Below are 13,702 nucleotides of genomic sequence, written 5' to 3'. Positions count from 1 at the left end.
AACTCAATTTAATTTAAAAAAGAAAAAATAATGCAAAGAATTATCGGAAGTATCCTTATTGTAGCAGGGACTACAATTGGAGCAGGAATGTTAGCAATGCCAATTATATCAGCAAATGTAGGTTTTAGCTTTATGGCTTTAATCTTATTCTGTATCTGGTTTGCTATGTTTTATACTTCTATACTTCTTGTTGACGTATATAAATATAATTCGCCTAACGACGGACTAAATACCCTTACCATAAAGTATCTTGGTAAACCTGGTGCAATTGTTACAGCAATTAGTATGCTAACCTTAATGTATGCTTTAGTGAGTGCATATATCACTGGAGGTGGAGAAATACTTAGAACAAACTTAGAACTGTGGTTAGAGAGAGAAATATCTCCTCAAATTACGGCTGTGTTGTTTGCTGTTATGTTTGGTGGTATTATCGCGTTTGGAACAAGAATAGTTGATATAAGTACAAAGATTGTATTTAGTATTAAACTACTGTTTTTATGTATTGTAATCGGTTTATTACTGCCTAAAATTGAAGCAGCACACTTAGCCTTTACGCCCACAACTGCTTTACCGGTATTAGCGACAATACCAGTAGTATTTACCGGATTTGGTTTCTATGTAGTTATTCCAAGTTTAGTAAAATACTTAGATGGGAACTTAAAACAATTAAAATGGGTGTTCTTCATCGGAAGTATTATTCCATTGGTATTGTACTTAATTTGGGAACTTACAATTTTAGGAAATATCGAAAGCACAGCTTTTAATGTTATATTACAAGAAAACTCAGGGCTTGAGGGATTACTAAAAGCGATTCGTAAAATACAAGATTCAAATGTAATTAAAGTTGCTTTCAACATATTTGCGGCGGCAGCTATTCTAACATCGTTCTGGGGAGTAGCACTTTCTTTAAGTGATTACATCAAAGATTTAGGGAAAAACAGACCAATGGTAAACCATAGTATATCGGCAACTTTATTGACTTTTATACCGCCTTTAATGTTTGCTCTTTTCTACCCTGATGGATTTATTATTGCCTTAGGATATGCTTCCGTTTCGTTAGTAATCTTAGCCTTAGTAATGCCTATGTTAATGCTTAAAAAAGCACAACAACAAGCAGGTGAACAGCAACCTATTTTACAAAAGATTGCTTTTGTTTTCTTATGGGGATTATCTGCTTTGATTATTGTACTACAAGGGTTAATGGTCGCTAAAATATTACCAGCGTATTAAGAAAACATATACGCTGTGATGAACCGACTTAATCTACATTAAGAAATTTGTAGATTAAGTCGGTTTTTTATTTATAAACCACACAATACCAATACCTTTACTATTATTAATTAAAAACAGTACAGTATGAAAAGTATAATTTTAATAGGAGCAACAGGATATGTGGGACAAGCTTTGTTAGCTGAATTCACAGAGAGAGGTTTTCAAGTAAATGCAATTGCTCGAAATACGCAAAACATTCCGAGTACTCGATTAGTTACGCCAATCGAAATGGATGTAACTAAAGATCACCAATTAGAAAACATCCTAAAAGAAGGAGACATTGTAGTTAGTGCTTTCAACGCTGGATGGACAAATCCAAACTTATATGACGATTTTACAAAAGGTGTGAATGCTATTCACCAAGCTGTAAAAAATTCAAATGCAGATCGATTAATCGTAATTGGAGGAGCTGGTACTTTATATGTAAAATCAGATTTACAATTAGTAGATACTCCTGAATTCCCAGCAGCTATCAAACCAGGTGCTACAGCAGTACGCGATTATTTCCAAAACACTTTATCAAAAGAAACAGCATTCAAATGGACGTATTTTAGCCCTGCTATTAAAATGAAACCTGGAAATGCAGGAGAGCGAACTGGTCATTATAGATTAGGGGTAAACAGCCCAGTATTTGATTGTGAAAACAGAAGTAGAATCTCCGTTGAAGATGTAGCAGTAGCTATTGCAGACGAAATTACAACACCTCAATTTATAAACAGACAGTTTACTATTGGATACTAAAACAAAAAAGGAGCTCAATTGAGCTCCTTTTATTTTCTATAACTATGCCTCTTTTGAAATAATATAACGCACTACGTGCTCTGCTGAATGCAATCCAAATAAAGCAGGCATCCAACTATTTGTACCAAAAAACGACTTTTTAAAGTTTTTTCCGTCTGTCATTTTTAAGCTACTCTCATCTGGTTTCTCTGTTGAAAAAACTGCTTTTACGCCTGATGAGATACCTTCTTTTTTTAAACGCTTGCGGATTTGTTTTGCCAACGGACAAACATCCGTTTTAGCTATGTCTTTAATCACAATTTTGTTCGCTTGCATTTTACCACCTGCTCCCATATTGCTGATTACTTTTACTTTCTTACGCTTAGCTGCTAAAATCAAATTAACTTTTGGCGTTACACTGTCAATACAATCCAACACATAATCAAAATCTTCTGTTACAATTTCGTGTGCTCTTTCTGGAGAGATAAACTCCTCTATACGCGTTAAGTTCAATGCAGGATTAATATCCATCAATCTATCTCCTACTACTTGTACTTTTGGCATTCCTACTGTAGAGTGCAATGCTGGCAACTGTCTATTTATATTGGTAATATCAACAGTATCTCCATCTACAATTGTCATTGTTCCTACGCCTGCTCTTGCTAAAAACTCAGCAGCAAATGAACCAACTCCTCCTAATCCTACAACTAACACTTTTGCATTTTGTAGTTTTTGTAACCCTTCTTCCTTAAACAGTAATTCTGCTCTTTCTTGCCAAACCGCCATCTATTATTAACGTTTTAATCAGCTTAACGCTGTAATTATATATTAAATATCTCTCTAAAATTCGCTTCTATTTGTGCTTCAATATCTGGTGCTACTGTCATTGCTTTATGATAAACAGCTTCTATACTTACATCCTTTGCATCATCGGTTTCTAAAAACACCTTCTCTTTAGGCATTGCTTGGAATACCTCAACTAATGCAGGTTTGCTTAATAAGACTTTGCCAAATGACAGATAAAAACCGTTCTTGATTAAGCTATCTGCTACTTGTTTGTTCTTATTAAACCCGTGAACAATCAGTGGTACAGAAATATGCAACTCTTTTTTTAAAGCAATAACTTCTTGATAGGCTGAAACGAGGTGCAAAATTACTGCTTTTTTGTACTTTTCTGCAAGTAGTAATTGCGCTGAAAACACTTTTATTTGCAGTTCTAACGGAATAGCTATCTTTTTATCTAAACCACACTCTCCTATCGCTAAGCAGTTTGCTTGTAATAACTGTTCTTCTAAAACAGGTAATTCCTTCTGCCAACTTGTTTCTTCTATATACCACGGATGTATTCCTACAGAATAATGAGGAACTGCAACATTTACTTGCATAGGATATTGATTTACTATTTCAATTCCCTCAAATAAATTAGTTGAATGATGTGTATGTAAGTTGATTTTCATTAATGCGAATATAAAAAAATGCCTCTAAAAAGAAATACTCTTTAGAGGCATAAATTTTAAAACAACAAGTTGTTTCTATTATTTCAATCCAGCTAAGCTGTGTTCAATAGTTGCAATCTTAGCTAAAGCATCTGCTTCTTTCTTTTTCTCGTTATCAACAACTTGAGCAGGCGCACCACTAACGAATTTCTCATTAGATAATTTTCCTTGTACTGAACGCAAGAAACCTTTTAAGTATTTCAACTCTTCTTCCAATTTAGCTACTTCTTCTTCTAAATTCACACTTCCTGTAACTGGAATAAAGTACTCATTAGAATTAACACGGTAAGACAATGCACCACTTACTTGCTCTGTTACATATTCGATTACCTCAACATTTCCTAATTTAGAAATGATAGTATCAAAATAAGTTGAAGCCTTTTCGTTGTTTATTACTTTTAAATCGATAGTCTCTTTAAAAGAAATATTCTTGTCTTTACGAATTGTTCTAATACCAGCGATAACCTCAGTAGCAAACTCAAACTCTTTAATCAAGTTTTCGTCAAACTCTTTAATTGCAGGCCAAGCAGATACTACTAATGCGTCTTCTGCTGTACGCTCGCTGATGTGTTGCCAAATTTCTTCTGATAAGAAAGGCATAAATGGATGTAACAACTTCAAGTTAGCCTCTAACAATTCAATTGTTTTATTGAATGTTTTAGCGTCAATTGGTTGTTGGTATCCTGGTTTAATCATCTCTAAGAACCAAGAACAGAAATCATCCCATACTAATTTATAGATAGCCATTAAAGCATCTGAAATTCTGTATTTTTCAAAGTGGTCTTCAATCTCCACTAATGTTTTTTGCAATTTAGCTTCGTACCACGCTAAAGAAACTTTAGCTGATTCTGGTTGCTCTAATGTTTCAGAAACTTCCCATCCTTTTACTAATCGGAATGCGTTCCATACTTTATTTGTAAACGCTTTACCTTGGTTACAAAGTTCTTCGTCAAACAAGATATCATTTCCTGCAGCAGCAGATAACAATAATCCAACACGAACACCATCAGCACCAAACTTCTCAATTAATCCTAATGCATCTGGAGAGTTTCCTAATGATTTAGACATCTTACGGCGTTGAGCATCTCTTACAATACCTGTGAAGTACACATTAGTAAATGGTTTTTTACCAGTGTATTCATATCCAGCCATAATCATACGAGCAACCCAGAAGAAGATAATATCCGGTCCTGTTACTAAATCATTTGTAGGATAATAGTAATTAAACTCGTCATTCTCTGGTTTAGAAACTCCATTGAATACTGCCATTGGCCATAACCAAGAAGAGAACCAAGTATCTAAAGCATCGTCATCTTGTTTTAAATCAGCAACAGTTAAGGCAGCATTACCTGATTTAGTTTTTGCTAATTCAACTGCTTGTTCAATTGTTTCTGCAACAACGAAATCTTCTTTTCCAGCTCCGTAATAGAAAGCAGGAATTTGGTGTCCCCACCACAACTGACGAGAGATATTCCAATCGCGGATGTTCTCTAACCAGCTTCTGTACGTATTGTTATAACGACTTGGGTATAACTTTACATCTTCTGTTTCCATAACAGCAGCTAAAGCAGGTTTAGCTAAATCTTCCATTTTCAAGAACCATTGGTCTGAAAGTCTTGGTTCGATAACTGCTTTTGTACGCTCAGATGTACCAACGTTATTGATATAATTTTCTACTTTGTCTAACGCACCGATAGAAGCTAATTCGTCTTCAATCTCTTTACGTACAACAAAACGGTCTTTCCCTTTATAATGTAAACCTAAATCATTTAAAGTAGCATCTTCATTAAAGATATCAATGATCTCTAAATTGTGTCTTTCTCCTAAATCTTTATCGTTTACATCGTGTGCAGGAGTTACTTTTAAACATCCTGTTCCGAATTCCATATCAACGTATTCGTCAAAAATAATTGGAATAACACGGTTACAAATTGGAACGATAGCTTTCTTACCTTTTAAATGAGTATAACGCTCATCATTTGGGTTAATACAGATAGCCGAATCCCCTAAGATTGTTTCAGGACGAGTAGTTGCAATAACTAAATAATCCTCAGATCCTTCAATTTGGTATTTTAAGTGGTACAATTTACCTTGGCGTTCTTCATAGATAACCTCTTCATCAGAAAGCGTAGTTTTAGCTTCTGGATCCCAGTTAACCATTCTGTACCCTCTATAAATCAACCCTTTGTTATATAAATCAACAAAAGACTTAATCACTTGTTCTGACATCTCAGGATCCATTGTAAACTTCGTACGGTCCCAATCACAAGAACAACCTAATTTTTTAAGTTGCTCTAAAATTACTCCACCATACTCTTCAGTCCAATCCCAAGCGTGTACTAAAAACTCTTCGCGTGTTAAATCGTTCTTATTGATTCCCTGCTCTTTCAATTTAGCGACGACTTTAGCTTCAGTAGCGATAGAAGCGTGATCCGTTCCAGGTACCCAACAAGCGTTAAGCCCTTTTAAACGTGCACGACGAATTAATACATCTTGAATTGTATTGTTTAACATATGCCCCATATGTAATACTCCAGTCACGTTTGGTGGCGGAATTACAATTGTGTAAGGCTCTCTATGATCAGGTGTTGAATGAAAATACTTATTTTCCATCCAGTACTGATACCACTTTTGCTCTACTTGCTTAGCGTCGAATTGTGCAGGTATTGTCATTATACTATTAATTTTACTTGTTTTTAACATTTCTTCAATGCCTTAGCAACATAAACTATACATTGCTTTACATTTAAACAAAAGGTACATAAATTTTTTTTACGTATCTTTGTAGTATGCAAAAATAGTGGATTACAAATCAATTACAAAAAATTACTTTCTTAGATTGTAAGTATAATTAACTTGTTTGTTTTCCGAAAATTTATAAATTTACATAACACGAAAATAATAGACAATGAAAAAAATGTTAGCATTATTAGTTTTGGTATTGACAAGTGCAATTACATTCGCACAAAACGGACCAAAAATCGAGTTTAAAGCAGAGAATAACACAATTGACTACGGAACTGTTGTAAAGGGTAAAGACAATGGTGTTAGAACTTTTGAGTTTACTAACATTGGAGACGAACCTCTTATCATCACAGCTGTACGCTCTACTTGCGGATGTACTGTACCTTCTAAACCAGAAGAACCAGTATTACCAGGACAAAAAGGAAAAATTGATATTAAATACAATATGGCTCCTGGAAAAATTAGTAGAACAATCACTGTTGAATCTAATGCAACGAACTACATCAATGGTGTAGTAGCTTTAAGAATTAAAGGTGAGGTTGTAACAAACTAAGCACAGAATAAACAAGTATAAAAAGAGGACTTATCGCAATGATAAGTCCTCTTTCTTTTTAACCGCTTTGAACAGATAGTACTTTTTCTATAAAGTTTAAGTACAACAAAAAAGGGACTACCTCAGCTATTGAAGTAGTCCCTTTATATTTTATGTCGTATTCTTTTTATTGTTTAAAGAAAATATTATTAGCAATAGCCTTTTCTAAATTCTTAACTTCCTTAACCTGAACTTTAGATTCAAATCCGCGTATATGCTTTGTATGGTGAATATCAGAACCAACAAAATCAATCATATCGTTGTTCAATAAATAATTGGCAGCCTCTAATACGTGTCCCCCATAATATCCTGTGGTCGATAACAAATTCATCTGAAACTGACAACCAGACTTTTTCAACTTCTTATACATCTCTAAGTTTCCGTGATAAAAGTTGTAACGCTCAGGGTGAGCTAATACAATATTATATCCGTTTGACTTTAAATGAAATAAAATATCCATTAATTGAATAGGTGGATTCACATAAGACATCTCAACAAGAACATAATTATCTTTTAACGTAAGCAGTTGTTCTGTTTCAATTCGCTTCAGAAAACTCTCATCCATCATATACTCAGACGCCACTCTTAACTTTAAAGACTCTGCCTCACTTGCTAAAACCGTTTTAACCTCATCATACTTAGCCAATATTCCTTCTTTGGTGTTATCCCATACTAATGGTGTTGTATGCGGTGTAGTAATCGCCTGATCAAATCCTAAAGATTTCATCGCACTAATTATAGTTTTAGTGTCCTCTTGCGTCTGTGCCCCATCGTCAATACCAAACATCAAATGCGAGTGAATATCAACAAAGTTATTCGGAATAAGGTCTTTTAATACAGGTTTTGATTTAAAAAATGAAAACATAGCTCTTTTCTTTTATTTACAATTTTATTTGGCCATTACCCAACTTCTACTACTTCTCATATCAATAGCTAAACTAACTACTGTTAAGAAGAAAAGTGGCAAGGTTACAATTAGTTTTTCACTTGATAAGTTTAAAACTACATACAAAAATAAGGAAACAAATAGTAACATTTGTACAATCTTCAAAATGATATACTTTCTTCTAACAAATGGAAGCACCAAAAATAATGGGCTACATAGCAAAATGGTATTATTACTTAAAAGCTCTGAATGCAAAGAGTAAAAGCCTACTGCGAAAAAGAAAACACCTAATACCCCCATTAGAATGAAATAAGCATTTCTAACCATTTGAAACGTATTCAAATACGTTAGCAATAAAACAACGGCACTAAATAACCAAATTGTATTCCACCACACACCTTTATTCTCTTCCTTTTTGTTTTCCTCTAAAACGGTAAAAGTTTCCTTTACCAATGGCTTCCCGTCAATTGTAGTTTCAGCAATCCCCTTCATCAACTTATCGGGTAAAAACAATGAAGTTGACTTTTGGTCAACCTTTGAACCAAAAATAAGGTTGATCCCTAACAACTCGAAATATCTACTCTTTAAGTAAGTGTTCAAAATAGTTCTATACTCTTCGCGATTTCCCTCAATATCTGTATTCAACGGTTTAGAAAGATTATGGTTTAAAATATCCCCTACTTTAGTTGTACAGTTTTGGTCAATAAACTTATACACGTAGTATTTATTCTCTTCTTTCAGCGAATTGTTTAGCTCTTCCCAAATAGCTTGTTTCTGCTCTTGTGACAAATTAAGCACTTGTTCATAAACAGCGCGATTGTCATAATAGTACCCTACTAAAAAATTCTTGTAAGTAGAATAATCAGCAAAATAAAGTAAATCCCCTTTTACAAACTTTCCGTAGAAGTTAGGTGTAGAAAAGTCAAACATTCCGTAGTTATACACTCTGTCAATTCCCTCCATCGGGTCATTTACTCTAATTGCAGTATGCCCAAACAAAGAATACAGTTCATCTCCTACCCCACAAGTTAACACCGTTATCTCTGCTCGCTCAGAAAGCGCTCGCTCATTTGCAAATACAGCTTGCCCTATCCAAAAAAACAAAAACAAGTACAGTATATTTCTCATTATTTATCTAATTTATTGTGTAAAAATAGTGTTTATCTGTCGTTTTTAATCGACTTTACGAATCTACAAATAAGAAAAAACAAACGAATCCTTTTTCACAAAAAAACAACAATATCAAATGAACGAATACTAAAGTATAAAGTACCCTTTCATACAGCTTACCACCTCTTTAATTATATTGCCTAAATAAATTCATAAGTATATGCTAACCAATACCCTTATAAAGTATATTTTCACTTTCAAACCTATTTTTATTATAGTCTACAAAAAGTAATCACTGCTAAAAGTGCGATAATTACTAACTTTATGATACATTTGCACCATATTAAATAGATAAACTAAGCGATTTGCTCAGTTTTTAAACTTTAGATATTTATGAAAAAACATATTCCTAATATTATTACGCTACTTAATTTATTATCTGGATTAATTGCGTGTGTTTATGCCTTTGACGACAATATTCATATGGCTTTCTTATGGGTGTGTATCGGAATATTTTTTGATTATTGGGATGGATTTGTAGCTCGCCTTTTAAATGTAAAAAGTGAATTAGGACTACAATTAGATTCTTTAGCAGATATGGTAACAAGTGGTGTAGTTCCAGGTTTAGTTGTTTACAAACAATTAGCTAATATTCAAGCTAACCAAGAATTATACAACCTAACACCTGAGACATATTATATGGGAGTGGTTCCTTATTTAGGATTCATTATCACATTAGGAGCTGCATATAGATTAGCGAAGTTCAATATTGATACACGTCAAACAGATTCATTTATTGGATTGCCAACTCCTGGTAATGCTTTATTTATTTTAAGTTTACCAATGATTATATCAACAACAGATAACGAAACAGTAATCTCTGTATTAAGTAATCCTTACTTATTAGTTATCTTGAGTATTTTAAGTGCTATCATTATGAATGCTGAATTACCATTATTCTCATTAAAAATAAAACCAGGTAATATTGGAGCTTATAAATTACAGATTGGTTTTGTAATCGCATCACTTATACTATTAATAGCATTACAATATTTAGCAATACCGATTATCATTTTGGTTTACATCCTTCTTTCAATTATAAAGAATGTAACTTCAAAACAAACAGTATAACAAAAGAGGATATGATAGACATCATATCCTCTTTTTATTTTATAAACAATTGATAATTAAAATAGTACATTTTGTAAACTATTAAAATTCTTTTTCAAAACAGCATTTATAAAAAAGTTTTGGCATAGTAATTGAACTATACTTGAAAACTTTTTTTTCATACTACTTTTTTTTTGCCCTATACTACTTACCCCAATTTGTATAGGGCTTTTATTTTTTAAAAAGTGTACATCTACACGTAGGAATAGCTATCAAGGTACAAATAATAGCTGCTTTATATTTCCTTTTTAGTACACGTTTACCTCATAAATTTCAAAATAATATAGCTCTGTTAAACACGAAATAATACTCTTTTGTGGGTTTTATTTTGAGTGTATGTATACTGTATGTATACTCCTTGTATAGTCAATGTATAAAAACTATGTAAAAGTTTACAAGCAATATACATAGCATATAGAGACAATATACATATACCTACAATATGATTACCAAAACTTATGTACTCGATTAATAAAAATCTGCATTTTTAATTCTAATATATACTCACTTATAAAATTCATTTATCAAGTACTAAACTCTATTTTACTTGATAAAAGCATCCTTTACTTTATACAATTGTCCCAGTCAAAAGCAATTGTAAAAAGTATCAAAAGGATAACAAAAGATACTTTTCTCCTCATTTTTAGAACATAAAAAACATTATACTGCTTATAATTAAAAAAAAACTTTCATTTGCAACCAATTCGTCAAACCAAACATAAATAACTAAAAATCAACACATAACAAATTAATAAAAAGATAATTATTAATCACAATTGATGTTTATTTTGAATTATTTTCAGTATTAACATTGGAATAAGATTTTTTTATATATTTTTAACAAAACATAATTTAAACAACATGCTTAATAATTTAGACCCAACTATTATTACCTTCTCAATCTATTTGGTTGCCGTTTTAGGTATTGGAATAATAGCTTACTTACGCACTAAAGACTTTTCTGATTACATTTTAGGAGGTCGAAGTTTCGGGCCATTAGTTACTGCTCTTTCAGCTGGAGCATCAGATATGTCAGGATGGCTTTTAATGGGCTTGCCTGGAGATATCTATAAATTTGGATTATCTCGTAGCTGGATTGCTATTGGATTACTGATTGGAGCTTATTACAACTGGAAACTTGTAGCAGGAAGACTACGCGTTCACACAGAAGTAAACAATAATGCTTTAACATTACCTGACTTCTTTCACAATCGATTCGGTAGTGATGGTAAAGTAGTAAAAACAGTAGCAGCTATTACAATTTTATTCTTTTTCACTATTTACTGTGCCTCTGGAATGGTAGCTGGTGCAAGGTTATTTGAAACCTTATTCCACATGGAATACATCAATGCACTATACTTAGGAGCATTAGCAACAATAGCATATACATTTATTGGTGGATTCTTAGCTGTAAGCTGGAGTGATACAATTCAAGCCTCATTAATGCTATTCGCTTTAATTTTAACACCGATTATGATTGTGATGCATATGGGAGGTTGGGATTCAATCGTTACTTATACAGAACAAGCGTCTTTATTAACATCGATCCCTTATAGAAGTTTCACACATAATGTTGAGTTTATCGCTATTATTAGTGCTGCTGCTTGGGGATTAGGATACTTTGGACAACCACATATTCTTGCTCGTTTTATGGCAGCTGATAGTGCTAAAACAATGCGTAAAGCAAGAAAAATAGGAATGACTTGGATGGCATTATGTCTTGGAGGAGCTGTAACTATTGGTTACTTAGGAATTAGCTACTTCCAAAAAAATCCTGACCAAGCAAGTGTTGTTAGTACTGACAATGAAATGATTTTCATTGAACTTATCAAACACTTATTTAATCCTTGGGTAGTTGGTGTTTTACTTTCTGCTATTCTTGCCGCAGTAATGAGTACTTTAAGTTCGCAACTTTTAATGTCTTCGAGTACACTAACACAAGATTTCTATAAAGCGTATTTCAGAAGAAGCGCAAGCCAAAAAGAGTTAGTATGGACAGGAAGACTTACTGTTCTTTTAATTTCTTTTGTTGCAATCTTAATTGCTTATGACCCAAATAGTAAAATCTTAGCTTTAGTAGCTCACGCGTGGGCAGGATTTGGTGCTGCTTTTGGACCAGCAATCTTATTCATCTTATTCTGGAAAAGAACAACTGGTATTGGAACTTTAGCAGGTATTACAGTTGGAGCATTAACTGTTGTTTTATGGCCTATTTTATTTGGTACAACAGTATATGAAATCATTCCAGGATTTATATTCAGTTCAATCGCTATTTATTTAGTATCAAAATATGGAAAACAATCAAGTGAAGAAATGCAAAACAAATTTGTGGAAGCAGATGCAATTTATCACCGTGAAAAATAATTGTTAGAATTATATATATTTCTTATTTCTAAAATCCCAAAGACGCTAATGTCTTTGGGATTTTTTTATGCACTTATAAAATGAAATACGATTCATATAACTGAATAATTGTCTAACCAAAACAAAACTGATAACTTTGCTGTCTCTTTAAATACAATCATGCAGACAACAACTCCAGTACATCCTATCTATAACTTACAGTTTATCTTAGTTTGTTTAAGTTCACTATTATTCTCAGCAAGTTTTAATATGCTTATTCCTGAACTTCCAGATTACTTATCAGGATTAGGAGGAGCAGAATACAAAGGATTAATCATTGGATTGTTTACCATTACAGCAGGTATCTCACGACCTTTTAGTGGAAAACTAACGGATAAAATTGGTCGTGTGCCTATTATGGCGATAGGTTCTGTGGTATGTTTCGTATGTAGTTTACTATATCCAATCTTGACATCTGTATCCGGTTTTTTATTCCTGCGTTTATTACACGGTTTTTCTACTGGTTTTAAACCAACAGCAACTGCGGCTTATGTTGCAGATATTGTACCGAAAGAACGCTGGGGAGAAGCGTTGGGACTTCACGGAATATGCTTTAGTACCGGAATGGCAATTGGTCCTGCTATTGGTAGTACCATCAAAATATATACTTCAATAAACTTTTTGTTTTACACCTCTGCTCTATTTGCATTATTGTCTATTATCATCTTATTAAATATGAAAGAGACATTGAAAGACAAAGAGAAACTTTCTTTTAAAATGTTCAAACTAACAAAGAAAGATATATTTGATATTGGTGTATTCCCAGCAGCATTTGTAACGTTTATGTCGTACATCGCTTATGGTGTAATCCTTACTTTAATACCCGATTGGACTGGACACTTAGGTTTAGAAAATAAAGGGATATTCTTTATGATTTTTACCATTTCCTCACTACTTGTACGTTTTGTAGCAGGTAAAGTATCTGATAAATATGGTCGTGTATTAATTATCAATATTGGATTAATTCTACTATTTGCATCTTTAATGATTATTGGTTTTTATGAGTCAGTATCAGGACTTTATATGGGAGCATTTATGTATGGAATTTCTTTAGGAATCTTATCTCCTGCTTTAAATGCGTGGACAATAGATTTTAGTAATCCTGATCAAAGAGGTAGAGCTATTTCTACTATGTACATAGCACTTGAAGCTGGTGTTGGTGGAGGAGCTTTTATTGCAGGATGGTATTATAAAGATACTATTGCACACATACCAACGATTATGTATGCAAGTGCAGCTGTGATCTTCATTAGTATATTGTATATGTTTTATAGAAAAGTATCTTTAAAATAACCTGATATACACTCC

The 13,702-nt window shown here is 33.0% G+C and carries 11 protein-coding genes; 6 read left to right on the top strand and 5 right to left on the bottom strand.

Annotated features, from left to right (window positions below; all coding sequences use genetic code 11):
• Positions 1 to 30: 30 nt before the first annotated feature.
• Both AABL81_RS08455 and AABL81_RS08450 read left to right on the top strand, forming a co-directional pair.
• A complete protein-coding gene (locus AABL81_RS08455) occupies positions 31 to 1,230 on the top strand; it encodes an aromatic amino acid transport family protein (protein WP_341340817.1) in 1,200 nt (399 codons plus the stop codon).
• 126 nt (positions 1,231 to 1,356) lie between these two features.
• Positions 1,357 to 2,013 carry an NAD(P)-dependent oxidoreductase gene (locus tag AABL81_RS08450; protein WP_341340816.1) on the top strand — a complete coding sequence of 219 codons (657 nt, stop codon included), beginning with the start codon at positions 1,357 to 1,359 and terminating at the stop codon, positions 2,011 to 2,013.
• Between the two features lie 42 nt (positions 2,014 to 2,055).
• Here the strand turns inward: AABL81_RS08450 and AABL81_RS08445 are convergent, their stop codons facing one another.
• From AABL81_RS08445 to AABL81_RS08435, 3 genes are all read right to left on the bottom strand, one after another.
• Entirely contained in the window at positions 2,056 to 2,778 is a 723-nt protein-coding gene (locus AABL81_RS08445; RefSeq protein WP_158209301.1) for a tRNA threonylcarbamoyladenosine dehydratase, read from the bottom strand.
• A 35-nt stretch (positions 2,779 to 2,813) separates the two neighbouring features.
• Positions 2,814 to 3,449 carry a TatD family hydrolase gene (locus AABL81_RS08440; RefSeq protein ID WP_341340815.1) on the bottom strand — a complete coding sequence of 212 codons (636 nt, stop codon included), beginning with the start codon at positions 3,447 to 3,449 and terminating at the stop codon, positions 2,814 to 2,816.
• Between the two features lie 78 nt (positions 3,450 to 3,527).
• Positions 3,528 to 6,161, bottom strand: coding sequence for a valine--tRNA ligase (locus AABL81_RS08435; RefSeq protein WP_341340814.1), 2,634 nt, complete (start codon positions 6,159 to 6,161; stop codon positions 3,528 to 3,530).
• 235 nt (positions 6,162 to 6,396) lie between these two features.
• On the opposite strand from AABL81_RS08435, the gene AABL81_RS08430 reads away from it, so the two are divergent.
• Positions 6,397 to 6,786, top strand: coding sequence for a DUF1573 domain-containing protein (locus AABL81_RS08430; RefSeq protein WP_158209304.1), 390 nt, complete (start codon positions 6,397 to 6,399; stop codon positions 6,784 to 6,786).
• Between the two features lie 166 nt (positions 6,787 to 6,952).
• Here the strand turns inward: AABL81_RS08430 and AABL81_RS08425 are convergent, their stop codons facing one another.
• Both AABL81_RS08425 and AABL81_RS08420 read right to left on the bottom strand, forming a co-directional pair.
• Positions 6,953 to 7,690: a tyrosine-protein phosphatase gene (locus tag AABL81_RS08425; RefSeq protein WP_158209305.1), complete on the bottom strand. Its 738-nt coding sequence runs from the start codon at positions 7,688 to 7,690 to the stop codon at positions 6,953 to 6,955.
• Between the two features lie 24 nt (positions 7,691 to 7,714).
• Positions 7,715 to 8,839, bottom strand: coding sequence for a lipoprotein N-acyltransferase Lnb domain-containing protein (locus tag AABL81_RS08420; RefSeq protein ID WP_341340813.1), 1,125 nt, complete (start codon positions 8,837 to 8,839; stop codon positions 7,715 to 7,717).
• A gap of 375 nt (positions 8,840 to 9,214) precedes the next feature.
• Between AABL81_RS08420 and AABL81_RS08415 the strand changes: the two genes are divergently transcribed.
• The 3 genes from AABL81_RS08415 (at position 9,215) to AABL81_RS08405 (ending at position 13,687) form a co-directional block, all read left to right on the top strand.
• A complete protein-coding gene (locus AABL81_RS08415) occupies positions 9,215 to 9,952 on the top strand; it encodes a CDP-alcohol phosphatidyltransferase family protein (RefSeq protein ID WP_341340812.1) in 738 nt (245 codons plus the stop codon).
• Positions 9,953 to 10,852: 900 nt separating this feature from the next.
• Positions 10,853 to 12,355 carry a sodium/proline symporter PutP gene (putP, locus tag AABL81_RS08410; RefSeq protein WP_341340811.1) on the top strand — a complete coding sequence of 501 codons (1,503 nt, stop codon included), beginning with the start codon at positions 10,853 to 10,855 and terminating at the stop codon, positions 12,353 to 12,355.
• Positions 12,356 to 12,514: 159 nt separating this feature from the next.
• A complete protein-coding gene (locus AABL81_RS08405) occupies positions 12,515 to 13,687 on the top strand; it encodes an MFS transporter (protein ID WP_158209308.1) in 1,173 nt (390 codons plus the stop codon).
• The last annotated feature ends 15 nt before the right edge of the window (positions 13,688 to 13,702 follow it).

Source organism: Myroides sp. C1519 (assembly GCF_038039755.1).
In the GTDB taxonomy this organism is placed as follows: Bacteria; Bacteroidota; Bacteroidia; order Flavobacteriales; family Flavobacteriaceae; genus Flavobacterium; species Flavobacterium phaeum_A.
Note: the sequence above shows the minus strand (reverse complement) of the source record. Positions and strands in the feature narration are given on the sequence as shown.